Here is a 21,732-nt window from a genome sequence, read left to right on the forward strand (position 1 = left end):
GTCGCGATCGCGCAGGTGCGCACCGCTGGCGTCGCTGGCAGTACCGAGGATGGCGCTCATGGGCGGGCTCCTTCGCGGCGACGTTGGATGAGGCCGATGATGCCGCGCGGCAGCAGCAGCGGGCCGAGCACGAAGATCGCACCCAGGAAGAACAGCCAGTACTCGGCGAACCACGCCGTGAAGAGGGTCTTGGCGCCGTTCACGCTGATGGCGCCGATGATGGGCCCGAGCAGGGTGCCGCGTCCGCCGATGGCCACCCAGATCGCCATCTCGATGGAGTTGACCGGCGCCATCTCGCCGGGGTTGATGATGCCGACCTGCGGCACATAGAGGGCACCGGCAAGCCCACAGAGCATGGCCGAGGCCGTCCACGCAAAGAGCTTGTAGCCCAGCGGGCGGTAGCCCAGGAACATCGTGCGGGTCTCGGCGTCGCGGATCCCGGTGAGCACTTGGCCGAAGCGCGAATCGACCAGGGCCCGGCACAGGAGAAAGGACGCCACCAGCAAGGCGAAGGACAGCAGCAGCAGGACGACGCGCGTGCCGGAATGCGCGATCGGAAAGCCCAGAATCGTCGTGAAGCCGGTGAAGCCGTTGTTGCCGCCAAAGCCCGTCTCGTTGCGAAAGAAGAGCAGCATCGCGGCGAAGGTCAGCGCTTGCGTGATGATCGACAGATACACGCCCTTGACCCGCGAGCGAAAGGCGAAGTAGCCGAAGATGAAGGCGATGAGGCCGGGCACCAGCACCGTCATCAGGATCGCCCACAGAAAGCTCGAGCTGCCCCACCAGAACCACGGTAGTTCCTGCCAGGAGAGGAAGGTCATGAAGCCTGGCAGGCCGTCGCCCGCGGCCTGGCGCATGAGGTACATGCCGAAGGCGTACCCGCCCAGCGCAAAGAAGAGCGCGTGGCCCAGGCTCAGGATGCCGCAATAGCCCCAGACCAGGCCCAGGGCGAGCGCGGCCACGGCATAGCAGAGGATCTTGCCGGTGAGCGTGAGGGCATAGTCCGACAGGTGCAGCGCATGGCCAGCCGGCATGACGAGCGCACCGACGGGCACGAGGATCAGCACGGCCAGGCACAGCAAGCCCAGCCACAGCCAGAAGCGGCGGCCGCCATCCGCATCGCGCTGCGGCGCGGCAGGGCTGGCCAGGGTGTCGTTCAGGGGAATCGCGGCCATGGTCATGCCTCCGCGTTGCGGCCCTTCAGGGCGAACAGCCCGGAAGGTCGCTTCTGGATGAAGAGAATGATGAGGAGCAGCACGGCGATCTTCGCGAGCACGGCGCCCCAGAAAGGTTCGATGAGCTTGGTGATGATGCCCAGGCCGAAAGCGCCGATCACGGCGCCCGCGAGCTGGCCCACGCCACCGAGCACCACCACCATGAACGAATCGATGATGTAGGCCTGGCCGAGATCCGGACCCACGTTGCCGATCTGCGTGAGCGCGCAGCCGCCGAGCCCTGCGATGCCGGCGCCGAAGGCGAAGGCCTGGGTATCCACGCGGCTGGTGGGCACGCCCGCGCAAGCCGCCATGCTGCGGTTCTGCGTGACGGCGCGGATGAAAAGCCCGAGTCGCGTGCGGGTGAGCACGAGCCACGCGCACAGCACCACGGCCACCGCGAAGCCGATGATGATGATCCGGTTCCACGGCAGCAAGAGGCCGGGCATCACCGTCAGCCCGCCGCTCATCCACGAGGGGTTCATCACCTCTACGTTCTGCGCACCGAAGACCATGCGCACCGTCTGCATGAGGAGCAGGCTGATGCCGAAGGTCGTCAGCAGCGTCTCGAGCGGGCGGCCGTACAGGTGACGGATCACCAGACGCTCCAGGACGACACCGACGAGGGCGGCGGCCGCGAAGGAGACGGGCAGCGCGGCCAGCAGGTACCAGTCGAAGCTTGCCGGCGCATATTGTCGGAACAGGTGCTGGACCACGTACGTGGCGTAGGCGCCGATCATCAGGAACTCGCCGTGCGCCATGTTGATGACGCCGATGAGACCGTAGGTGATCGCAAGACCGAGTGCGGCCAGCAGCAGCACGCTGCCCAGGCTGATGCCGGCGAAGAGCGTCCCGGCCTGGCGCGCACGGCGCTCGGCGGCATCGAGCTTCTGCAGGGCCGCGTCCGCGGCCTGGCGCACGTTGGCGTCAGGGTCGGCGCCTGCGCCGTCCACCAGGGGCAGCAGTCGCGGGCGATAGCGCGGGTTGCCTGTCTCGCCGATGCGGGTGGCGGCCTGGGCGCGCGCGACGGGATCCTGGGCACTCAACCCCATGAGCGCGGACAGGAGCACCATGCGCTCCTGCAGACCGGCATCCTGCTCGCGGGCGACGGCGCCATCCACCAGGGGGATGAGCGCCGGCGGTGGCGGCGAGCCGATCAGCGTATCGACCGCGCGGCTGCGCGTGGCGGCGTCGGGGTCTTGCAGCTCGAGCACGGCGGCTGCGGCACTCACCCGCGAGCGCAAGGCGTTGTTCAGGCGGGCTTCGGTGATCTCACCGGCGGCCAGGGCACGCAGCAGCGCTTGCGCCTCGGCATCGCCCGCCGCGCTCGCGTCGATGATCTGGCCGACGGCGGCCGAGCGGGCGCCAAAGTCGCGATCGGCGAGGGCCTCGCGCACGCTGGCGTCCAGCGCGTGGGCGGGCAGGGCGATCGCCCAGACCGCGAGGGCGAGCCCGAGCCAGCACGCCAGGCGCCAGGCCGGGCGAGAGAGAAGAGTGTGGGTCATGCGAGCTACCAGAAGGGGCCGGTCCGACGGGGATCGGGCCGATGGGCTGGCCGGTCAGGCTGGGACGACATCCCGAGTCGCGGCGCAGCGCGCCGGATGCCACCGCGCTGCCGCCCAGGGACAGCGCGGTGCGCTCGGCGTCAGGCCACCGTGTCGGGCTTGCCCTGGTTGCCGGGGACGTACGGGCTCCACGGCTGGGCACGCACCACCTTCGGCGTGCTCCAGACCACGTCGAACTGACCGTTGTCCTGGATCTCGCCGATCATGACCGGCTTGTGCAGATGGTGGTTGCCGTCCATCGTGAGCGTGAAGCCGGACGGGGCATCGATGCTTTGGCCGATGATGGCCTTGCGCACCGCATCGACGTCAGCCGTGCCCGCCTTCTCGACGGCCTGCTTCCAGAGGTGCAGGCCGACCCAGGTGGCTTCCATCGGATCGTTCGTGACGCGCCCGGCGCCGCCGGGCAGATTCGCGGACTTCACGTAATCGGCCCAGCCCTTCTTGAAGGCGGTGTTCGTGGGATTGTCGACGGACATGAAGTAGTTCCAGGCCGCGAGATGGCCCACGAGCGGCTTGGTGTCGATGCCGCGCAGCTCCTCCTCGCCCACTGAGAAGGCCACCACCGGCACGTCCTGGGCCGACAGACCCTGGTTGGCGAGCTCACGATAGAAGGGCACATTCGAGTCGCCGTTGATCGTGGAGACCACGGCTGTCGGGCCGCCTTGCGAGAATTGGCGGATGTTGGCCACGATGGTCTGGTAATCCGCGTGACCGAAGGGCGTGTACACCTCCTGGATGTCGCTGTCCTGGAATCCCTTGGTCTTCAGGAAGGCGCGCAGGATCTGGTTGGTGGTGCGCGGGTACACATAGTCCGTGCCCAGCAGGAAGATGCGCTTGGCACCGCCGCCTTCCTCGGACAGCAGGTATTCGAGAGCCGGGATGGCCTGCTGGTTGGGCGCAGCACCCGTATAGAACACGTTGCGCGACATCTCCTCGCCCTCGTACTGCACGGGGTAGAAGAGCAGGCCGTTGAGCTCTTCGAATACCGGCAGCACGGCCTTGCGCGACACCGACGTCCAGCAGCCGAAGACGGCCGAGACCTTGTCCTGCGTGAGCAGCTGGCGCGAGCGCTCGGCAAAGAGCGGCCAATTGGAGGCCGGGTCCACCACCACCGGCTCGAGCTTGCGACCCAGCACGCCGCCCTCGGCATTCATCTGCGCGATCGTCATCAGCGCGACGTCCTTCAACGAGGTCTCCGAGATCGCCATCGTGCCCGAGAGCGAGTGCAGGATCCCCACCTTGATCGGCGTCTTGTCCTGAGCAAAGGCCAGCGGCATGCGGCCCGCCAGGGCGGCGGCGCCGGCGGCAGAAGCCAGCTTGAGCAGGGTGCGTCGTTGCATGATCGATTCCTTGGGATGAACGCCAGCGGTGTCTGGCTGCGTTGCTTTTTATGCAAGCACCATGCCATTTTTGGTTACCGCAGGATGGATGCCGGCAAGTACACCGTCTTGTGTACTAGCTGGTGTCCAACGCTGGTGCGAGTGCACCATCCCCAGGCATGCCGCGCGCCACGATGGGGCTCATGGCCCCATCGCGTACCGATCAGGGGCGGCAGAGGGGCCGGGCTTCCCAGTCCTTCAGCGCGATGGTGCGAACTTGGCCGTCGTCGGCCGTGCCCTGGTAGGACGCGCACTGGCGGGCGTCGTAGACGATGCGCGCATCGCGAAGGCCATGCGTCTTGTCCGCCCCCTGGAAGGCCGCCACCTCGGCGCTGCGATAGGCTTCCGCGCGTTCGGCCGGGTCGACGTGAGCGCAAGCAACCAGGGACAGGGTGAGCACGAGCAACGGGAGGCGGGTCATGGGGCGTCCGAAAAAGGGGTTCTTGAGGTGACCGCGAGCATACCGCAGCAGCAGGCCATGCCTGCGAGCCTGACTGCTGATGCCGGTGGCGGTGCACGACGTCCTGCCGGCCTCACAGCCAGCGCGGGCCGACCTGCGGAATTGGCGGCGAAAGCTGGCGTTGCTCGCCCGAGTGCCGGCCACGGCTTGGCGGGATAATCCCGCGCAGCGGCTGCCGTGGGGCGCCGCCATCGACGGAGTCATTCCATGCGCGACGCGCGACGCGGTACCCCTTGGCAGCGTTGGGCCGCTGTCCTCGTCATCGGACTGGCAGGCTGCACGACCCTCGGCCATGGTTTCGATGCGGACGGGATCAGCCGCCTCGTGCCGGGCCAGACCACCTTCCAGGAAGCGCGCGTGCTGTTGAAGGCGGCGCCGGCACAGACGTACCGCGCCGTGGACGGCTCGTTCCAGGCCTTGTGGTCGCACGGCTGGCGTGGCCCGGTGGATTCGCACCTGACCCGCTCGGCCATGCTCGCCTTCGACAGCGCGGGTCGCTTCCGCTCGGTGGTCGATACGCAGAACATCATCGTCGACGAAGCCGCCCTGGATCGCCAGCGCCGGCAGGCCGTGTGTCTCGCCCAGGGCCTGCCCTGGCCGTGCGATGTGCCCGTGATCCTGCCGCGCCCGCTGAGCGTACCCGTGCCGCTCGCGCCGGCGGCCGTCGAGGGACCGAGCGGCTGCTATACGGAAGGCAACAGCGTGACGATCTGCCCGCGGCTCTGAGCAGGGTCTGGCATCGGCGATTACAATAGCGGGTTGTCCCGGGCTTTCCGGGTTCAGGATGAATACGCCGTGAATACCAACCCCTGGTCGCTCTGCGTGGCCCCCATGCTCGACTGGACGGACCGCCATTGCCGCTACCTGCACCGGCAATACGCGCCGCACGCCCGTCTCTATACCGAGATGGTGACGACGGGTGCGCTGCTGCATGGCGACGTGGCGCGGCATCTGGATTTCGATGCGGCCGAGCATCCGGTGGCCTTGCAGCTGGGGGGCAGCGAGCCCGCCGATCTTGCTGCGGCCGCGCGGCTGGGTGAGCAGTGGGGCTATGACGAGATCAACCTGAACTGTGGCTGCCCCTCCGAGCGCGTGCAGAAAGGCGCGTTCGGCGCCTGCCTGATGGCCGAGCCCGGGCTGGTGGCCGATGGCGTGAAGGCCATGCGTGACGCGGTGTCGATCCCGGTCACGGTCAAGCATCGCATCGGTCTGGATTACGACGAAAGCTATGGTCCCGTGCGGGATTTCGTCGGCACGCTGCGCGAGGCGGGCTGCGACGTCTTCGTCGTGCACGCGCGCAACGCGGTCTTGAAGGGCCTGTCACCCAAGGAGAATCGCGACATTCCGCCGCTGCGCTATGGCGTCGTGCGCGCGTTGAAGCGGGACTTCCCGGACGCGGTGTTCGTGCTGAATGGCGGGCTCGCCACCGTGGATGCCTCGCTCGCCGCATTGGCCGAGGACGCCGAGGCCGGCCCGGCGCTGGACGGGGTGATGATCGGTCGCGAGGCCTGGCACCGTCCGCGTATCCTGGCCGAGCTTGCCGAGCGGCTTTGGCCTGGCGAGGCATTGCCGGACGACGATACGATCGTGGCGCGCATGGCGCAGTACGCAGCCCGCGAGGTGGCGCGTGGCACGCCGTTGCGCTGCGTGGTCAAGCCCATGCTGGGCTTGGGCAACGGGCAGGTGGGCGCCGCCGTTTTCGCCAATGGCTGTCGGATTCGCGCCGGCTGGCCGCCGGCGACGCCGGGCTCATCACGCAAGCGTGGGCGCATGTGGCCGCGGGCGCAGGCCGGCTCGCGGCCTGACCCCCCCACGGTGTCGCTCAGGGCGCCGACGGGTTGCCGGTATCGGTCGGCCAGTCGCGAATGTAGGCCTTGAGCATGTTGTTCTCGAACTCCTGCGCGTCCACCACAGCCCGCGCCACGTCGTAGAACGAGATCACACCCAGCAGGGTGGGGCCGTCCATCACCGGCAGGTAGCGGGCGTGGCGCTGCAGCATCAGCCGGCGCACCTCGTCGATGTCGGTATTGGGCGACACGCTCACCGGGGCATCGTCCATGACGGAGCGAATGGTGCTCTCCGGGCCGATGGTGCATTCACACACGTGCATCTGGCGGATGATCTCGCGGAAGGTGAGCATCCCGGCAAGCTGGCCGAACTCCATGATCACCAGCGAACCGATGTCATGGGTGGCCATGGTGTCCACCGCCTGGCGGATGGGCATGTCTGGCGTGGCGGTGTAGAGGGCGTCGCCCTTGACGCGAAGTATCTCGTGAACTTTCAACATGGTGGTCTCCCGGCGCCGCGGTATGCCCGCGTGCATTCCGCTGATTCTATTCCTTGCCGGCGATTTGCGCGTCGGGGGAAGCGAGCGCCTCGGCCAGCGTGGGCATTTCCCCGTGGGCGAGGCGTCGTCCGGTGTCGTGCACGATGCGCCGCAGCTCGGCGTCATTGGCGAGCACCGGCTGCGAGCGGTCGAGCAGGAAGCGGTCCAGTACCGGGCCGAGCGAAGCGACGGCCGGATCGCAGACGAGCGCCCAGCGTTCGCGTGCGCCCTCGCCGATCCGGGCCACGTAGCCGATCTCGGCCAGGCCATCCAGCACCTCGGCCAGCTCGTCGTGATTCAGCTGCAACCGGCGATTGAGCGTGCGCCCGGCCAACCCAGGCGGCACGCTGCCGCGCGCGGCGCTCAGCTCACGCAGCACGTTGAGCGCATCGAGATACGGTGCGCCGGCCTGCCGGTTGATCTGCAAGCGGCCCAGCCGGATGAGCGGCATGCTGGCCGCCACCGTCGCGCCAAAGAGCACGACGACCCAGGACAGCCACAGCCAGAGCAGGAAGATCGGCAGGATGGCGAAGGCGCCATACACCACGGTGTAGGTCGGGAACTTGGTGAGGTACCAGGCGAGCCCGGTCTTCATGAGCTCGAGCACGATGGCCGTGCCAAAGCCACCGGTGAGCGCATCGCGCCAGCGCACATAGCGGTTGGGCACGACGAGGAACATTGCCGTGATGCACAGCCCCGACACCAGCATGGGCAGGAAGGTGAGGGCGAGCCCGCCCATGGCGGACAGATCGCCCACCAGGCCCAGGGATTCGCGCGCGAGGAACGAGGTCGTCCACAGGCTCGCGCCGAGCATGATGGGCCCCAGGCTCAGCACGGCCCAGTACACCAGCATGCGTTGCATCAGCGGGCGCTGCCGCGTCACGTGCCAGATGTCGTTGAAGGCCTTGTCGATCGTCATGATCAACGAGACCGCCGTCACGACGAGAAAAAGACCGCCCAGGGCCGACAGGCGCGAGGCCTGCAGCGCAAACTGGTTCAGGTAGTTCATCACCGTGTCGGCCACGTTGACGGGCATCAGGCTCGTCACCATGAACTCGTCGAGCGCGAGGCGGAACTGCGCGAACAGCGGGAAGGCCGTGAAGAAGGCGAACACCACCGCCAGCATGGGCACGAGCGAGAGCACGGTGGTGAAGGTGAGCGCCGAGCCCACCTGCAGGACGTTCTCCTCGCCCGCACGTTGCGCGGCAAAGCGCAACAGCCGCAGCAAAGCGGCCGGGCGGTCGCGCATCGGCGCAGGCACCGGCTTGTCCTCCGGCGGCAGCGCATCGGCGAGGAGGGCATCATCGGCCGGATCGGCCGTGGTCGCAGCAGGGCGAATCATGGATGAGGTGCACCGCGCGAGCGGTGGTCACAGCAACGGGCCACCGGCGATAATAGCGCATGACTCCGATCGCCTCCTCCCGGCCCGCCGAGGCCGCCGTGCTCAACGACGGCCTGCGCCGCACCAGTGCCGGCCTGCTGATCCTGCTGATTCTGGTGTGTCTTGCGTGGGAGCTGGCGCTCGCGCCCGTGCACCCGGGCGGCTCGTGGCTGGTGCTGAAGGTGGTGCCGCTGCTGCTGCCCTTGCGAGGCGTGCTGCGGGGCAACCTCTACACCTTCCAGTGGGCGTCGATGCTGTCGCTGCTGTATGTGATGGAGGGGGCGGTACGGGTCGTGAGCGACCCGAGCCCGATCTCGCGGACGCTGGCCGGGATAGAACTCGCCCTGGCGGGCGCCTTCTTCGCGGCGGCCGTGATCTATGTGCGCCCGGCCAAGCGCGCCGCCAAGGCCGCGGCGCGCCAGGCTGGGCCGCGGGGCTGAGCCCCGGCCACACGGCGGATTAGCGCGAATCGCCCGCAGCTGCCAGAATACGCAGGGCGGGGGTGTCCACGCGGTGCGTCCCGGTCAGGGACGGTCCGCTGAACACGGAGGAGTCGCTGACGTCGGTCAACGTGCGGCGAGCGCTCTCGCGGCGAGCGGCAGCCGCTTCGTCCACGGGCAGTTGCGCCACGTTGTCGTCAGCCGGCGCTTCGTCGTGCTGCATGCGCTCAAGCATCTGCAGAAATTCCATCGCCAACTGGCGGCGGGTGGCATCCAGACCCTCATAGGAGCGTCGCAATTGCACCCATTCACTCTGCTCCAGGGAGCGGCCCCGGGCATTGGCAGGCGTGCCAGAAGCGCAGGCGCCCAGCGTGCGGGGCGGCTCCACCAGGGCGTACAGATCTGCGACAGTCACTTCCATGGCTCGCGCAATCGCTTCCAACCGGGGTACGGAAGGGTTCTGCCGGCCTGTCTCGATACGGGAGAGGTTTCCCGGGTCGAAGCCGGCGTCCAGGGCCACCATCTCCAGCTTGAGCCGGAGGGTTTCTCGGGTGTGCCGAATAGCTGCGCCAATATGCATAAGGATCTCTCTGCGCGTTGTCTCTCTAGGCTTGTAACATGAATATCGTTTATGTCACAAATAAGATGTTCTAACCTTAGCCGAAAGTATGAGGTCCTGTCGAGCCGGGTACTCAATCCGCTGCAATCGTGCTACTATCCTCGCTTCTTTGGGGCGGTAGCTCAGCTGGGAGAGCGTCGCGTTCGCAATGCGAAGGTCGGGAGTTCGATCCTCCTCCGCTCCACCAAGGATTTGTAAAAAGGCACGGCGCTGCAAGGCGCCGTGCCTTTTTTGTTTGGGCGCGGACTGCGCCCGCACCCCAACCTTCGAACCTCAGCCGCTCAAGGCCGGGCCGGTAGTTCAGGCGAGCCCAGTCGATCGCGCTCGAAGGGCACACGACGGATCTCGATCACGCTGTCCTTGCGGACGTCGTAGCGCACGTCCAGCGCCACATCGCCGCGCAGGCACCGCTCACCGCGACGTGCGGCCGGCGTGCAGGCCAGCAGGTAGGTGCTGACGACATCGACGTTGTCTGGAACCAGGCGGGTCTGGCGCAGCGTCGGCACGGTCTCCCGCTGGATGTCGCCGCGCTCACGGCGCAGGAAGCGGTCGGTCGCGGTGGTGATCGTCTCCTGCATCTGTGCGGTGAAGGCACGCCAGGGTGCAAATGCGAGCTCACGCACCGTCGCGCCCGTCGCGTCGAACGCCACGATGGCCGCGTAGGCGGGTGCGCGTTGCCAGGCCGCGGGCACGGCTGCATCCACCGTCAGTGGTGCGGGCGGTGTCGCGACGGCGTCGGTGAGCAACACGCGCATGCCTGTGCGTGTCGCCCACCAGGGTTGGTCCTGTGCCTGTGCGCGAAATTCGGCGGCGCAGGCCGCGACGTCCTGAGTGACTTGCTGACGCTTGTCCTGGGTCAGGCTGGCGTGCAGGACGGGCGTATAGAACGCCGCGCTGCCAGGCTCTTCCACCGCGAGGATCGGCATGCCACAGGCACGAAATGCGGCCTCGAGCGTGCGCATCTCCTGGCCTTGCGCGTTGCCCTGGGCATAGGCGCGACGCAGGCGTGTCTCGCAGGGCGTGCCCAACCGGCAATCGGCAGGGTCCGGGTCCATGGCAAGTCGGATGCGCGTGACCGGATCACCCTTGGGCGCCAGAACGACCTCGACGTAGCCCTTGCGCAGGTGCGTGTCGTGGACCTCGAGCTCGCCAGGGTAGAGGGCGTCGGCCAATTGCAGGGCGGCGTCGGCCGCGCTCGGGCTCGCGGCGCGAGCCCCGGCGGGTGCCAGCGCCATGGCTGCGATCAGCGCGAAGCCCGCCCACCGTGCGGGCGGCCGCGTGTCGGATCCTGCTGCGCGCGCTTGCCCGATGCTCGATAGGGCGTGCGCGGCATGCGTGGCGCGGTTCCGGATCGGGTGGGGCACCCGGGCGCCGGCGATGGGCGTGTCGGCCATGGTGGAGCCTCGGTGTCAGGGCGCAGCGCCGATGCGCGTGGCGGTCAGGTTGCGGCGATAGAACTGTGCCAGCGCCTTTTGAAAGACCGGGTTGGCCGCATTGGGCTCGCCGGGGCCCGCCGGGATGTGCACGACCGCCGCGCAAGCCTCTGCGCTGGCATGGGTGGTTGCCGTCACGCCCTGCGCCGCGGCGTCTTCGGTCTTCCACAGATCCGCGGCGATGGTGGCCGCGCTTTGTGCGGTGTCGCAATCCTCGTAGGCGAGCGAGATGGCCAGCGCGGCACCTTCGGGGCCTTGCAGGTCGGCCAAGGCAGCGGCGCCATACGGCGGCACACCCGTGGTGTTCTGGCCCATCGCCGCGGCCACCGCCTCGCGCGCGGCTGCCGGTGTCTTGCCCCTGAGGATGGCGGGATCGACAGCAGGCGCGAGGCCGAGCGCGGGGCCATACACCAGGGCCTGCACGATGTCGCCGCCGGCCGATGCGGCGCCTTCGACAGCGACGATGGCGGGGCCTTCCGCCGCGGTGTGGCGCGGCGAGCGCAGCGCCCGGACCGCGCCTGCTGCCGGGCCCTGAATGACGGTATTGCCCTGGAACGCCACGGCGGCGGTGCGACCCATCGGGCCTCGCCACGGATTGCCCGGCGCGCGCGCCTTCAGGTCCATGGCGTTGTCCTCGCCGTTCGCGAGGATGCCGCTGCGCTGCGTGAAGCCGCGTTCGGACAGTGCCGCCTGCAGTGTCTTCGCATCGGCCTCGCTGCGCAGGCCCCAAAGCGAGAACTCCGCGGGCGCCATGCCAAAGCCTGCGACGTAGGCGAGCTGGTCTGGTGCGATGCCGGCGTCCTTCTGCCACGTATCGCCCTCGGCCATCGCGAGAGACATGAGCGGCGCAATACCTTGCGCCAGCAACACCCGACCCAGGTTGTCGCGCGCCGGCGGCTTGCCCGTCAGGCGCTGCACCACGTCAAGATCGACGAAGCGCACGGGCCCGGTCTTGGCCTCCTGGAAGGCCGATTGCGGCACTTGGGCCAAGGCTGTCGCGAGTGCGTCCGGTGAGCCGGGTTCAGCGGCTGCGGACGTGCCGGCCAGGGCCGCGAACAAGGCCGCAGCCATGCGAATGGGAGGGTGCGAAGGACGTGGGCGGGGAAGCGGCATCAGGTCTCCGAGGCTAAGGCGGGCAAAGGCCCGCGTCGGGTCCAATATACCTACGATCCGTGTCTGAGGTGCCTTCGCGCGAGGGCCGCGCTGGCGCCGTCGCTGCCTCGATAGCGGCATCCTTGAGCAGCCGCTGCGATCGTCGCAGGCCTTTGCGCTGGCCGCGAGGCGGGCGGAACACCCCGCTGCGGTACTGCCTGCCATGGCTCAGTCGGCGGGATCCCGCGCCATCCAGGCGGCGTAGCCTTCATGCCCCAGTTCGCGCAGCCTGGCCTGGTTGCGCTCGGTGATGCGGTCCGCGTCCGGCAGCGCGTCCACGGCCCGGCCGACACTATCTTCGCGCAGCAGGTGCAGGATAGGGTATGGCGCGCGGTTCGTGAGGTTCTCCACGTCGTCCGGTTCGGCGTCGGCAAAAACGAAGTCGGGGTGGAAGCTCGCGATCTGGATCACGCCGCGCAGACGGCGTTGCTTCAACACGCGCTCGGCGTCGGTGAGCGCATGCGTGAAGGCGTGGAATTCCGCCAGCGCCTGCGGCAGGATCAGGAGTGTAGTGTCGATCACCTCGGGATCCGTGGCGGCGAGCCGATCCAGTTCTTCGCGCAGGGCGTCGAGCACGTCAGGTACGGTCTCGGCGCGGCAGACGACATAGCGGATCTGGCCCTTCTGGTGCACGGCACGTGCGAATGGGCAAAGATTCAACCCGATGACGGCGCGCGTGAGCCAGTGCGTCGTGGCGGCGATGACGGCGTCGTCGGTGGACTTGGTGGGAACGGACGTGGGCATGGGCGGCATTCTAGTCGCTGCCCGGTGCAGCATGCGCGCCGCCGTAGAATGCCCCGTCATCCTCACCGGGCCCAGGTCCATGAATCGAGACGATTACATCGCTGCCTTGCAGGCCGTGCTGGCCGCCCATGACGCGGCCGCGGAAGCCACGCTCGTCGGGCTCTTCGCGGCCTTGCCGCCGCGCGCGCAGGAGATCCATATCGTCGTCCACCCAGATCAAGACGGCGAGGGCACGTTCTCGGTGGTGGCGAGCTTGAGTGGCCCGGATCTTTTCGTGCTCAACAAGGCCATCGAGGGGCATCGGTACCTCTTCGACGTACGTCACACCGCCGAGGGCCTGTGGCCCGAGGTGCCGTACTTCGCGCATGCCGATGCGGCGTTCTCGGTGCAGGATGCGATCGTGGATACCGCGATGGCATGGGTCGCCGCGCGATGGGCGGCGGTGGCGCCGGGGCGTACGACGCTCCCGGGCTGGGTGTATGGCGAGGAAGGTTACGGCACGACCGATCCGCTGGCGCTGCCCGCCTGACGGCAGACAGCGCACCGGGAATCATTCCAGTCGGATGTTGTTGGCCTTGATGAGGCCCATCCACTTGGTGCGCTCGGCCCGCACGTAGGTGTCCATGTCCTGCGGCGTGCCGGGCAAGGCTTCCAGGCCGAGGGCGGCCATGCGCTCCTTGACCGGGCCCGAGGCCAGGGCGGCCTGCAAGGCCTTGGCCACGTCGTTCACGAAGGCGTCAGGCGTGCCTGCCGGTACCACCACGCCTTGCCAGGCGTAGGCTTCGAAGCCGTCCAGACCTTGTTCGGCCAGGGTAGGGACGTCCGGTGCGCGCGCGATGCGCTGCGGACTGGCTACCCCCACCGCGCGTAGCTTGCCGCCTTCGATGTACTGCAGAACGGTGGCCGTATCCAGGATGGCGGACGGGATCTGGCCGCCCAACAGATCGACGGCCGCGGGCGCGCCGCCCCGGTAGGGCACGTGCACCAGATTCAGCCCGGAGCGTTCACGCAGCAGTTCGCCCGCCAGGTGATGCGGGCTGCCGAGCCCCGCCGAGCCGTAGCTCACGGTGCCCTGTTTCTTTGCCCACTCGGTGAACTCGCGAAAATCCTTGGCCGGGACCTGCGGAGAGACGGTGAGCAGCAGCGGAAAGCGCGCCAGCATGCCGACGGGCTTGAAGTCTTTCTCCACGTCGTAGGGCAGCTTGGCGAAGAGGCCAGGGTTGGCCGCCAGCGTCGCGAAATCCGCGGTGAAGATGACGTTGCCGTAGTCCTTGGAGCGGGCGACATACTCCGCGGCGATATTCGTCGCGGCACCCGGCTTGTTGGTGACCAGGATCGGCCGGTTCAGGCCTTTGCTCAGCTGCTCGGCGATGGTCCGGGCCAGCACGTCGGAGCCGCCGCCGGCGGCGTAGCCCACGACCCATTCGATCGGCCGATCGGATTGCGCCATGGCCGGGGTGGCGGCCAGGGTGAGCGCGGCAAGGCTCAACAGGGCGCCGAGGGCGCGGCGGCGAAAGAGGGCAGGCATGTCGTCTCCAGGTGTTTGTTATATGCAAACGCATTAGAGAAGATCATACGCATGCGGCTTGCGCACGCCAGCGGGTTTACCCGGAAAGAGCGAGGCATGCGCGTCAGGGGCGCGTCGACGCCGTGCCCACTTGCGTACGGCGCCAGACGACGAGGCCAGCCACGCCGACGATAAGCAACAGCGGCAGCACGTCGGCAGCCAGCGTGAGCCCGATCCCCATCCCGCCCGCCGGGTCCGGAACGAGATCACCCTGGGGGAAGAGACGCCAGAGCAGCAGGCCGCTCACGAGCACCCAAGCCCCTGCGGCCAGGCCGGCAGCGCGCGCTGTCGTTTGTGCTTCACGGTGCGCCACGGTGCCACCAACGCCACGGGCCAGCCAGACGGCGATGCCTGCACTGAAGGCAACGTTCACGATGAGGAAGATCGACGTGATGATTTGGCCAGGAAGCCATCCCGAGCTCAGGAAGCTCAACATGAGCGTGATGAGGCCAACGTCGATCGCTCGACGCACCATGGCGAAGGCGAGCGCGAAGACGAGGACCGAAGTGATGGGGTGGGCGATGCGGCGCCCCTTCAAGAGCGCGAGGGCGATCACGCCTGTGAACCCGACGGCCAGGAAGGCTTCGCTCGCCACGGCGCCGATCAGGCGCCCGATCAGCGCGAGCGTGGGCACATCCAGTATCGGCACGCCGAGGCGCGAGCCCACCAGCAGAAACCCCAGTGCATCGAACAGATCCGGAAGGATGCTGACGAGTCCGGCCGCCCAGGCGAAGCGCACGGCCATCGCCGTGCGCTCGGCCCCGCTGCCCGGCAGCGGCGTCGTGGATGCAAGAGCTGGCGTGGCAGACATCAGCGGTCCTCGCCCGGTCGCGCCTGCGCGCGGCGCAAGGCCGAGATGACGCCGGCCGGCAGAAGGAACAGCGTGGCCATGAGCAGCGCGGCGATGGTGAGGGTGCGCACGGGCTGCGCGACCATCCAGAGATTGAGCGCCATGAGGAGATTGACGCTGCCCAGCGCGATGTAGGCCACACCCGCGCGAAGCCAGAAGCGGCTGCGCGTCTGCAGCATGAGAAACAGCGCGAGCGTGGTGGTGACGATGACGAGCAGGATGAGTAGCGGCATGGGCCTCCAGGCAAATCAGCTGCGCGGAGCAGCCTGCACGCGGTAGGTGAGCGTGTCCAGCCGCTGCACACCGCGTGCCGCGAACTTGGGTTCCTTGTCGAGAATGTTGCGGCGGTCGAGCAGCTTGGCGTGGGAATGACCGGCGAACAGGGCCTGGACGTCGGTGTCCGGGACCGAGAAGGGCGGACCCGCCATCTGGGCCTGCGGGTAGTCCAGTGTCAAGAGCAGCCCGCGATAGTCCGCGGGCAGTTGACCGTAGACGTGGCGTGCGTAGCGCCCGCGCATGCCGCCCGGCAGGGCGATGAGCGCGGCGCGGTCGTAAGCGCCGACGCAACTGGCGAACGTGTCGGCATCGAGATCGAAGATGTCGCCACAGAGGATCTCGATGTCGCCGGCCACGTAATGCACGCCCATCGGCGAGGTATGCACGACAGGCGTCAATCGCTGCTCGTCGAAGAACTGCTCGACGGCCAACGTGGCGAGCTCCACGCCCAGCACGCGATGGCCCTGCTCGGCCAGCCAGACCATGTCCAGTGACTTGCCGCACAGCGGCACGAGCACCCGGCTGCCCGGGGCGAGCTCGAGGGTAGGCCAGTACTTCGCGAGCAGGGGCGTGACGCGTTCCTGGTGAAAGTGCGTCTGGCCTTCACGCCAACGCTCGAGCCAGAAATCGGGTTCCATGATGCGTGTCCTTTCCTGGGGTCGGACTCGCATTCTGCCATGGCTGGCCCGCTCAGGCCGCGCGCGCGTTCTCCAGCTCGAGGATGGCGCGGTTCACTTGCGTCATGCCTGCCGTCTGCTCCGTGGCTGAGCTGCCGATGCGAGCCATGACCGCACCCACGCTGCCCACAGATTCCGTGAGCGCGCCGACTGTCTGGCCGACGGCCTGGGCGCGATGCCGGCTCGAGTCGATCTGCTCGACCGACGTGGCAATGAGCGAGGCAATTTCGCGCGCGGAAGCCGCGCTGCGCTGCGAGAGCTCGCGGATCTCGCCCGCGATCACGGCAAAGCCGCGCCCCTGGCTGCCCGCGTGCGCGGCTTCCACGGCGGCGTTCAGAGCGAGCAGATTGGTCTGGAATGCGATGCTGTCGATCACCGTCGTGATCTGCGAGATGCGCGAGGACTCATCGGCCAGCGCGGAGAGGCGGGCGACGAGTTCGCCCACGTCATCGCCAGCGCGCGTCGCTTCGGCCGTGGCGGTGCGGGCGCGTGCCTCGGCGTCCTCAGCGTAGGTGGCGTTCAACTGCACGACCTCTGTCATGTGCCCCACGGCGTCCACGACCATGCGCGTACTGTTGATCTGCCGCGTGATGTCGGTGGCGTACTTGACCACCTTGAACGCCGGCCGTCCTGATCGAAGATCGGGTTGTAGGTGGCCTGGATCCAGACATCGCGTCCCCCTTTGCCGAGGCGACGGTAGATGTTGGCATCGTAGTGGCCGCTGCCCAGTCGCTCCCAGAAGGCGGTATAGGCGGGGGTGGCGGCCGTCTCGGCCCCGACGAACATGCGGTGATGCTGGCCTACGACTTCGGCGCGCGTGTAGCCCATGGTGGCGAGGAAGCTGTCGTTGGCATCGAGGATCGTGCCGTCCAGCGCGAAGGCGATGACGGCCTGCGATCGGCTGATCGCGGCGATCTGGCCCTCCATGTCCGACAGGCGCTGCATGTCGGCGGTGACGTCCACGCCGGCGAGCACCGTGCCGAGCGCGTCGCCGCGCCGGTTGCGTATGGGCGTGTAGGTGGCGTGCATCCAGACGTCGCGTCCGAGACTGTCCACGTGTCGGTAGCGGCCTTGGCAAGGCGTGCCATTCCTGAGCGCGCTTCGCAAGGCGAGATAGGCAGGCGTGTCGCGATCCGACGCGGGCATCAGCACACGGTGATCATGTCCCTCCAGTGCGTCCTGCGCATACCCAAAGAGCCGGAGCAAGGTTGCGTTGGCCGAGACAATGACGCCGTCGGCGTCGAGCTCCAGAACTGCGTGCGATTCGCTGATGGCGGCGAGGTGGGACATTGAGCGCGGGCCGGGACGACGCAGGATGCGCGCAATGAGAGTGCTGAGCATGAACACGGATCACCAAGGGGCGGATGGAGGGGAGGATCGTCCTTGCGCAATCATCGTACCTGAGCTTGCGTCAAGCGCAATGTCGGCTGGGGCAGAAGAGTGTCCAAAGCGCGACGCATGCCGTCCACCAGCCTTGTTGGGGCCCGCCCAGGCACGTGTCAGCCGCCTGCGGCGAACGTATCGCAGTCACGCAACTGCCCGCTGTCCAGCCCGCGCTGGAACCACCGCATGCGCTGCGCCGCGCTGCCATGGGTAAAGGCATCGGGCACCACATGACCTTGAGCCTTGCGCTGCAGCGTGTCGTCCCCCACCGCGCTGGCGGCGGCCAGCGCCTCCTCGACGTCGCCCGGCTCCAGAACGGCGCGCTGCGCCTGGGCATGGTGGGCCCAGACGCCGGCATAGCAGTCGGCCTGCAATTCCATTCGCACGGAGACGGCATTGGCCCGCGCCCGATCCGGTTGCTGACGTTCGGCGGCATGCTTCTCGAAGATGCCAAGCACGTTCTGCACGTGATGGCCGACTTCGTGCGCGATGACGTAGGCCTGGGCGAAGTCGCCTGGCGCGTTCAGGCGCCGCTGCATCTCGTCGAAGAAGGCGAGGTCCAGGTAGACGCGCTGGTCGGCCGGGCAGTAGAAGGGGCCCATGGCCGCCTGACCCATGCCGCATGCGGTGCTCGTGGCGCCGCGATACAGCACCAGGCGGGGCTCCGGATATTGCCCGTTGGTCTGTGTCGCGAAGATGGATCGCCATGTCTCTTCCGTGTCGCCCAGCACCTTGGCCACGAACTGGCCTTGGGGATCGTCGGGCGCCACGGTGCTGCCCGACGTCGTGCTGGCGGGCCCGTCCACCAGGTTGAGCACCACGTTGGGATCCACGCCGAAGTACATCGCCACGAGGGCGAGCACGATGCCGCCAATGCCCAGGCTGCCGCCGCGGCCCAGGCCGGATCTTCCGGAACGACGGTCTTCGACGTTCGAGCTGGTACGGGAGCGATTCAGGCGCATGACAGGACTCTTCGCGCCAATGAAAGGGCGCGCAGCCGGATTATGCGCCGGGTTCGCGCAAGCTGCGCGAACCGTGCGTCAGCCGGCCGATTCGGCGCTCAGGGCGCGGCGGCGCTCGCGGCTGTTGGCCAGATGGATGCGCATGGCGGTGCGGGCGGCTTCGGCGTCGTGGCAGGCGATGGCAGCGAGGATGGCCTCGTGCTCGGCGTGCACGCGCTCCAGATACGCCGCGGGCCGGGCTTCGCTCGGAATCGCCTGGGCCAGCCGCGCGCGCGGAATCACCGTGGCGCCGAGCGCGCCCAGCATGGCGGCGAAATGCACGTTCTGCGTGGCGCGCGCGATTTCCAGGTGGAACTGGAAATCCGCGGCGACCGCGTCTTCGCCCACATCGATGGCCTGCCGGAATGCATCGAGCGCGGCGCGCATGGCAGCGAGGTTGTCCTCGGTGCGTCGCATGGCCGCGAGCGAAGCGCTCTCGGCTTCCAGGCCGATGCGCAGCTCAAGCATTGCGATCACGTCGTTGAGCGTCTCGAGCTGATCCGCCGTGATGCGAAACGGCGTGCCTGCACTGGCCTCGTTCACGAACGTCCCCACGCCATGCCGAGTGTGGGCGAGGCCGGCGGCCTGCAGGCGGGAAATGGCCTCACGCACCACCGTGCGACTGACCGAGAACTCTCGCATGATCTCCGCCTCGGTTGGCAGCTTCACGCCAGGCTTGAGAAGTCCATTGCGGATGCGCGCAGTGAGTTCGTCGACGAGTGCCTGCGCCAGATTGCGCGGCTTGCGGACGAAGAGAGAAGGGGAGGTGTCGAGGGAGGTCACGGCGCGACTGTAGCAAATGGCGGGAAAGGGCGCACCGTCGGGTCACAGCAAATCGCCGATCGGCTTTTCTCATCGTACAACACAGGGTGTCATCCCATTGAATGCACTCGGAATCGGCGTGCACCCTCACATTCCTTCATTCATAAGCATTGACAGCCACGAGCGCTTTCCGCGACCATTGTTATACGACAACGTACAAGATGTCGATCATCATTGGAGACTTCGCATGGCCTTCCGTCTTTCCCACCTCACCGCAGCCCTTGCGCTTGCGAGTGCCGCGCTGGCGGGCGGCCCAGCCGTCGCTGCCGAGTGGCCCCAGCAAAAGCCCATCACGCTCGTCGTGCCGTTTGCCGCCGGCGGGACGTCCGATGTGCTGGGCCGGGCGATCGGCCAGGAGCTCGGCAAGGAGCTGGGCCAGACGGTGCTCATCGAGAACCGCGGGGGTGCCGGCGGCGTGCTCGGCGCGGACAACGTTGCCAAGTCCAAGCCGGATGGCTACACGCTGCTGCTGGGCACGATCGCCACGCACGCGATCAACCCCGCGCTGCTGCCGAGCATCGCCTATGACGCCAAAGCCGATTTCACGCCGGTGATGCGCCTGGGCAACATCAGCAACGTCCTGCTCGTGAGCAGTGGCCAGCCCTACCAGAGCGTCAAGGAGCTCGTCGACGCCGCCAAGGGCAAGCCGGGCGAGATCGCCTTCGGTTCGGCCGGGCAGGGCACCTCGCAGCATCTGTCGGGCGAAGTGTTCAAGCTGCTCACAGGCGCCGAGCTCACGCACGTGCCGTATCGGGGCAGTGCACCCGCGGTGCAGGATCTCATCGGCGGGCAGATCCCCACGTCGTTCGAGACCGTGCTGGTGGCTGCGCCGCACCTGTCGGGCGGCAAGATCCGCGCGCTGGCCGTGACCTCGGCCGCGCGCTCGCCGATCATGCCCGACGTGCCGACGATGCAGGAAGCCGGTGTGGACGGGTTCGACGTCAGCAGCTGGCAGGCCGTCTACGCGCCGGCCGGCACGCCCGAGCCGATCGTGACGCGTCTGAACGAGACGCTCGCCAAGATCTTCGAGAAGCCCGAGATGAAGAAGCGCGTGGCGGACCTGGGCATGCAGTACACGCCGAACACGCCGGCCGAGTTCGCCGAGTTCCAGGCGGCAGAGCAGGCCAAGTGGGCCAAGATCATCAAGGACGGCAACGTCCAGGTGAACAACTGACGCGGGTTTGAGGCCCGCGCGATAGCGTCCCTTCGGGGGCGCTTTTTTGCGCCTGGTGTCGTCGTGAATGGCAAAGGTCAGGGAGGCAGCGAGCGCAGAGGGCAGAGCTCGACTTCGCCCTCGCCCGAGAGCGGCGCCGGGCAGTGTGCCGAACGCCACGGAAAGGGTCGTCGCGCTGAATGCAAAACGCCCGAAGCCACCGCAAGGACGGCTTCGGGCGCGGGGGTGCAGCCGACGAGGAGCTTACTTCGCTTCGGCCTTGCGGATCAGCGCGGCGAGCATCTCGACTTCTTCCTCCGTGAGGTCGGTGAGCGGGGCGCGCACCGGACCCGCGTCGTGGCCGACGATCTTGGCGCCTGCCTTGACGATGCTCACGGCATAACCGGCGCGGCGGTTGCGGATCTCGAGGTAGGGCAGGAAGAAGGTGTCGATTAGGTGATTCGTGGTCTCGTGATCGTTGGCGGCGATGGCGCGATAAAAGCGCATGGCCGTCTCGGGAATGAAGTTGAAGACGGCCGAGGAGTACACGGGCACGCCCAGCGCCTTGTAGGCCGCGGCATAGACTTCCGCGGTGGGCAGGCCGCCGAGGTAGGCGAAGCGATCACCCATCACGCGACGCACGCGCACCATGGATTCGATCTCGCCCACGCCATCCTTGAAACCGATGAGGTTCGGGCAGCGATCGGCCAGGCGCTTGAGGCTGTCGGCATTCAGGCGCTGTTGCGCGCGGTTGTAGACCACGACGCCGATGTCGAGCGACTTGCAGACTTCCTCGACGTGATTGGCAACGCCTTCCTGCGAGGCTTCAGTCAGGTAGTGCGGCATCAGCAGCACGCCCGCCGCGCCCAGGCGCTGAGCTTCTTGCGCGTAGGCAATCGCGGTGCGCGTCGGGCCGCCGGCGCCCGCGAGGATCGGCACCTTGCCGCGGCAGGTATCCACCGCGGTCTTGACGACCTGCGAGTACTCCGACGGCGTCAGCGAGAAGAACTCACCCGTGCCGCCCGCAGCGAAGAGCGCCGTGGCACCGTAGGGCGCCAGCCATTCCAGGCGCGCTGCATAGGTGTCGGCGCGGAAATCGCCGTTGGCGTCGAAATCGGTCACCGGGAAGGACAGCAGGCCTTCCGAGATGATCGTCTTGAGTTCTTGGGGAGTCGTCATGTCGCGGTCCTCGAGGGGGTTCTGGCTTGATCGTTTGTCAAGGTAAGTCATCGTACAACACAAGCCGTCGTCGGAACAAGCGCTCGCGTCGAAGTCCGGGTTTTCCTTAGA

The 21,732-nt window shown here is 67.7% G+C and carries 23 protein-coding genes, 1 tRNA gene and 1 pseudogene; 6 read left to right on the plus strand and 19 right to left on the minus strand.

Going from position 1 to position 21,732, the window contains the following annotated elements; genetic code table 11:
* Positions 1 to 56: 56 nt before the first annotated feature.
* The 4 genes from urtC to IMZ29_RS09515 form a co-directional block, all read right to left on the minus strand.
* Positions 57 to 1,181, minus strand: a complete 1,125-nt coding sequence (gene urtC, locus IMZ29_RS09500; protein ID WP_216183119.1) for an urea ABC transporter permease subunit UrtC — start codon at positions 1,179 to 1,181, stop codon at positions 57 to 59.
* Positions 1,178 to 2,719, minus strand: coding sequence for an urea ABC transporter permease subunit UrtB (urtB, locus tag IMZ29_RS09505; RefSeq protein ID WP_216183122.1), 1,542 nt, complete (start codon positions 2,717 to 2,719; stop codon positions 1,178 to 1,180). Before urtB ends, urtC begins: the two co-directional genes overlap by 4 nt.
* 140 nt (positions 2,720 to 2,859) lie before the next feature.
* Positions 2,860 to 4,119, minus strand: coding sequence for an urea ABC transporter substrate-binding protein (gene urtA / locus IMZ29_RS09510; RefSeq protein ID WP_216183124.1), 1,260 nt, complete (start codon positions 4,117 to 4,119; stop codon positions 2,860 to 2,862).
* 202 nt (positions 4,120 to 4,321) lie between these two features.
* Positions 4,322 to 4,579, minus strand: coding sequence for a hypothetical protein (locus tag IMZ29_RS09515; RefSeq protein WP_216183126.1), 258 nt, complete (start codon positions 4,577 to 4,579; stop codon positions 4,322 to 4,324).
* A 246-nt stretch (positions 4,580 to 4,825) separates the two neighbouring features.
* Between IMZ29_RS09515 and IMZ29_RS09520 the strand changes: the two genes are divergently transcribed.
* Complete coding sequence (locus IMZ29_RS09520; RefSeq protein WP_216183128.1) at positions 4,826 to 5,344, plus strand: hypothetical protein; 519 nt, start codon at positions 4,826 to 4,828, stop codon at positions 5,342 to 5,344.
* 105 nt (positions 5,345 to 5,449) lie between these two features.
* Positions 5,450 to 6,423 (plus strand): annotated as a pseudogene (gene dusA, locus IMZ29_RS09525) (tRNA dihydrouridine(20/20a) synthase DusA).
* Positions 6,424 to 6,440: 17 nt separating this feature from the next.
* On the opposite strand, the gene IMZ29_RS09530 reads toward dusA, so the two are convergent.
* Together IMZ29_RS09530 and IMZ29_RS09535 are read right to left on the minus strand one after the other, a co-directional pair.
* On the minus strand, positions 6,441 to 6,905 hold the full coding sequence (locus tag IMZ29_RS09530) for a CBS domain-containing protein (RefSeq protein ID WP_216183130.1): 465 nt from the start codon (positions 6,903 to 6,905) through the stop codon (positions 6,441 to 6,443).
* Positions 6,906 to 6,951: 46 nt separating this feature from the next.
* Complete coding sequence (locus IMZ29_RS09535) at positions 6,952 to 8,286, minus strand: YihY family inner membrane protein (protein WP_371820194.1); 1,335 nt, start codon at positions 8,284 to 8,286, stop codon at positions 6,952 to 6,954.
* Positions 8,287 to 8,345: 59 nt separating this feature from the next.
* Here IMZ29_RS09535 and IMZ29_RS09540 point away from each other — a divergent pair, with 59 nt between their 5' ends.
* On the plus strand, positions 8,346 to 8,765 hold the full coding sequence (locus IMZ29_RS09540) for a DUF2069 domain-containing protein (RefSeq protein ID WP_216183132.1): 420 nt from the start codon (positions 8,346 to 8,348) through the stop codon (positions 8,763 to 8,765).
* 19 nt (positions 8,766 to 8,784) lie between these two features.
* Here IMZ29_RS09540 and IMZ29_RS09545 read toward each other — a convergent pair whose 3' ends face one another.
* A complete protein-coding gene (locus tag IMZ29_RS09545) occupies positions 8,785 to 9,345 on the minus strand; it encodes a helix-turn-helix domain-containing protein (RefSeq protein WP_216183134.1) in 561 nt (186 codons plus the stop codon).
* A gap of 150 nt (positions 9,346 to 9,495) precedes the next feature.
* On the opposite strand from IMZ29_RS09545, the gene IMZ29_RS09550 reads away from it, so the two are divergent.
* Positions 9,496 to 9,571 (plus strand) — tRNA-Ala (locus IMZ29_RS09550).
* A 94-nt stretch (positions 9,572 to 9,665) separates the two neighbouring features.
* Here the strand turns inward: IMZ29_RS09550 and IMZ29_RS09555 are convergent.
* The 3 genes from IMZ29_RS09555 to IMZ29_RS09565 form a co-directional block, all read right to left on the minus strand.
* Positions 9,666 to 10,778, minus strand: coding sequence for a hypothetical protein (locus IMZ29_RS09555; RefSeq protein ID WP_216183135.1), 1,113 nt, complete (start codon positions 10,776 to 10,778; stop codon positions 9,666 to 9,668).
* 15 nt (positions 10,779 to 10,793) lie between these two features.
* The gene (locus IMZ29_RS09560; RefSeq protein WP_216183137.1) at positions 10,794 to 11,930 is read right to left on the minus strand and encodes a hypothetical protein; all 1,137 of its coding nucleotides are present in this window, start codon (positions 11,928 to 11,930) and stop codon (positions 10,794 to 10,796) included.
* A gap of 207 nt (positions 11,931 to 12,137) precedes the next feature.
* On the minus strand, positions 12,138 to 12,713 hold the full coding sequence (locus tag IMZ29_RS09565; protein ID WP_216183139.1) for a DUF1415 domain-containing protein: 576 nt from the start codon (positions 12,711 to 12,713) through the stop codon (positions 12,138 to 12,140).
* 79 nt (positions 12,714 to 12,792) lie between these two features.
* On the opposite strand from IMZ29_RS09565, the gene IMZ29_RS09570 reads away from it, so the two are divergent.
* Positions 12,793 to 13,242 (plus strand): DUF6389 family protein, encoded by a 450-nt coding sequence (locus tag IMZ29_RS09570; RefSeq protein WP_216183141.1) that lies wholly within the window; start codon positions 12,793 to 12,795, stop codon positions 13,240 to 13,242.
* Positions 13,243 to 13,263: 21 nt separating this feature from the next.
* Here the strand turns inward: IMZ29_RS09570 and IMZ29_RS09575 are convergent, their stop codons facing one another.
* The 8 genes from IMZ29_RS09575 to IMZ29_RS09610 form a co-directional block, all read right to left on the minus strand.
* Positions 13,264 to 14,241, minus strand: a complete 978-nt coding sequence (locus IMZ29_RS09575) for a Bug family tripartite tricarboxylate transporter substrate binding protein (RefSeq protein ID WP_216183143.1) — start codon at positions 14,239 to 14,241, stop codon at positions 13,264 to 13,266.
* Positions 14,242 to 14,344: 103 nt separating this feature from the next.
* Positions 14,345 to 15,091: a hypothetical protein gene (locus tag IMZ29_RS09580; protein WP_216183145.1), complete on the minus strand. Its 747-nt coding sequence runs from the start codon at positions 15,089 to 15,091 to the stop codon at positions 14,345 to 14,347.
* Positions 15,091 to 15,363 (minus strand): hypothetical protein, encoded by a 273-nt coding sequence (locus tag IMZ29_RS09585; RefSeq protein ID WP_216183147.1) that lies wholly within the window; start codon positions 15,361 to 15,363, stop codon positions 15,091 to 15,093. Before IMZ29_RS09585 ends, IMZ29_RS09580 begins: the two co-directional genes overlap by 1 nt.
* Before the next feature lie 15 nt (positions 15,364 to 15,378).
* Positions 15,379 to 16,044 carry a thiopurine S-methyltransferase gene (locus IMZ29_RS09590; protein WP_216183149.1) on the minus strand — a complete coding sequence of 222 codons (666 nt, stop codon included), beginning with the start codon at positions 16,042 to 16,044 and terminating at the stop codon, positions 15,379 to 15,381.
* 52 nt (positions 16,045 to 16,096) lie between these two features.
* Positions 16,097 to 16,696 carry a methyl-accepting chemotaxis protein gene (locus IMZ29_RS09595; protein ID WP_216183151.1) on the minus strand — a complete coding sequence of 200 codons (600 nt, stop codon included), beginning with the start codon at positions 16,694 to 16,696 and terminating at the stop codon, positions 16,097 to 16,099.
* Entirely contained in the window at positions 16,621 to 17,424 is an 804-nt protein-coding gene (locus IMZ29_RS09600) for a PAS domain-containing protein (RefSeq protein WP_216183153.1), read from the minus strand. Before IMZ29_RS09600 ends, IMZ29_RS09595 begins: the two co-directional genes overlap by 76 nt.
* Before the next feature lie 158 nt (positions 17,425 to 17,582).
* Complete coding sequence (gene ypfJ / locus IMZ29_RS09605; protein WP_216183155.1) at positions 17,583 to 18,428, minus strand: KPN_02809 family neutral zinc metallopeptidase; 846 nt, start codon at positions 18,426 to 18,428, stop codon at positions 17,583 to 17,585.
* Between the two features lie 78 nt (positions 18,429 to 18,506).
* Complete coding sequence (locus IMZ29_RS09610) at positions 18,507 to 19,250, minus strand: FadR/GntR family transcriptional regulator (RefSeq protein ID WP_371820195.1); 744 nt, start codon at positions 19,248 to 19,250, stop codon at positions 18,507 to 18,509.
* A 226-nt stretch (positions 19,251 to 19,476) separates the two neighbouring features.
* On the opposite strand from IMZ29_RS09610, the gene IMZ29_RS09615 reads away from it, so the two are divergent.
* Positions 19,477 to 20,463, plus strand: coding sequence for a Bug family tripartite tricarboxylate transporter substrate binding protein (locus IMZ29_RS09615; protein WP_216183157.1), 987 nt, complete (start codon positions 19,477 to 19,479; stop codon positions 20,461 to 20,463).
* Positions 20,464 to 20,706: 243 nt separating this feature from the next.
* Here the strand turns inward: IMZ29_RS09615 and kdgD are convergent, their stop codons facing one another.
* Entirely contained in the window at positions 20,707 to 21,621 is a 915-nt protein-coding gene (gene kdgD / locus IMZ29_RS09620; protein ID WP_216183159.1) for a 5-dehydro-4-deoxyglucarate dehydratase, read from the minus strand.
* Positions 21,622 to 21,732: the final 111 nt, after the last annotated feature.

The organism is Verticiella alkaliphila, from assembly GCF_018904615.1.
In the GTDB taxonomy this organism is placed as follows: domain Bacteria; phylum Pseudomonadota; class Gammaproteobacteria; order Burkholderiales; family Burkholderiaceae_B; genus Verticiella; species Verticiella alkaliphila.

What these genes read in the sequence shown, in the direction of transcription:
- IMZ29_RS09540 (WP_216183132.1), top strand. Translation starts at nt 8,346, where the DNA reads ATGACTCCGATCGCCTCCTCCCGGCCCGCCGAGGCCGCCGTGCTCAAC.
- urtB (WP_216183122.1), bottom strand. Translation starts at nt 2,719, where the DNA reads ATGACCCACACTCTTCTCTCTCGCCCGGCCTGGCGCCTGGCGTGCTGG.
- IMZ29_RS09530 (WP_216183130.1), bottom strand. Translation starts at nt 6,905, where the DNA reads ATGTTGAAAGTTCACGAGATACTTCGCGTCAAGGGCGACGCCCTCTAC.
- IMZ29_RS09590 (WP_216183149.1), bottom strand. Translation starts at nt 16,044, where the DNA reads ATGGAACCCGATTTCTGGCTCGAGCGTTGGCGTGAAGGCCAGACGCAC.
- IMZ29_RS09580 (WP_216183145.1), bottom strand. Translation starts at nt 15,091, where the DNA reads ATGTCTGCCACGCCAGCTCTTGCATCCACGACGCCGCTGCCGGGCAGC.
- IMZ29_RS09520 (WP_216183128.1), top strand. Translation starts at nt 4,826, where the DNA reads ATGCGCGACGCGCGACGCGGTACCCCTTGGCAGCGTTGGGCCGCTGTC.
- IMZ29_RS09570 (WP_216183141.1), top strand. Translation starts at nt 12,793, where the DNA reads ATGAATCGAGACGATTACATCGCTGCCTTGCAGGCCGTGCTGGCCGCC.
- kdgD (WP_216183159.1), bottom strand. Translation starts at nt 21,621, where the DNA reads ATGACGACTCCCCAAGAACTCAAGACGATCATCTCGGAAGGCCTGCTG.
- urtC (WP_216183119.1), bottom strand. Translation starts at nt 1,181, where the DNA reads ATGACCATGGCCGCGATTCCCCTGAACGACACCCTGGCCAGCCCTGCC.
- IMZ29_RS09560 (WP_216183137.1), bottom strand. Translation starts at nt 11,930, where the DNA reads ATGCCGCTTCCCCGCCCACGTCCTTCGCACCCTCCCATTCGCATGGCT.
- IMZ29_RS09535 (WP_371820194.1), bottom strand. Translation starts at nt 8,286, where the DNA reads ATGATTCGCCCTGCTGCGACCACGGCCGATCCGGCCGATGATGCCCTC.
- IMZ29_RS09565 (WP_216183139.1), bottom strand. Translation starts at nt 12,713, where the DNA reads ATGCCCACGTCCGTTCCCACCAAGTCCACCGACGACGCCGTCATCGCC.
- IMZ29_RS09515 (WP_216183126.1), bottom strand. Translation starts at nt 4,579, where the DNA reads ATGACCCGCCTCCCGTTGCTCGTGCTCACCCTGTCCCTGGTTGCTTGC.
- IMZ29_RS09585 (WP_216183147.1), bottom strand. Translation starts at nt 15,363, where the DNA reads ATGCCGCTACTCATCCTGCTCGTCATCGTCACCACCACGCTCGCGCTG.
- urtA (WP_216183124.1), bottom strand. Translation starts at nt 4,119, where the DNA reads ATGCAACGACGCACCCTGCTCAAGCTGGCTTCTGCCGCCGGCGCCGCC.
- IMZ29_RS09615 (WP_216183157.1), top strand. Translation starts at nt 19,477, where the DNA reads ATGGCCTTCCGTCTTTCCCACCTCACCGCAGCCCTTGCGCTTGCGAGT.
- IMZ29_RS09575 (WP_216183143.1), bottom strand. Translation starts at nt 14,241, where the DNA reads ATGCCTGCCCTCTTTCGCCGCCGCGCCCTCGGCGCCCTGTTGAGCCTT.
- ypfJ (WP_216183155.1), bottom strand. Translation starts at nt 18,428, where the DNA reads ATGCGCCTGAATCGCTCCCGTACCAGCTCGAACGTCGAAGACCGTCGT.
- IMZ29_RS09555 (WP_216183135.1), bottom strand. Translation starts at nt 10,778, where the DNA reads ATGGCCGACACGCCCATCGCCGGCGCCCGGGTGCCCCACCCGATCCGG.
- IMZ29_RS09545 (WP_216183134.1), bottom strand. Translation starts at nt 9,345, where the DNA reads ATGCATATTGGCGCAGCTATTCGGCACACCCGAGAAACCCTCCGGCTC.
- IMZ29_RS09600 (WP_216183153.1), bottom strand. Translation starts at nt 17,424, where the DNA reads ATGCTCAGCACTCTCATTGCGCGCATCCTGCGTCGTCCCGGCCCGCGC.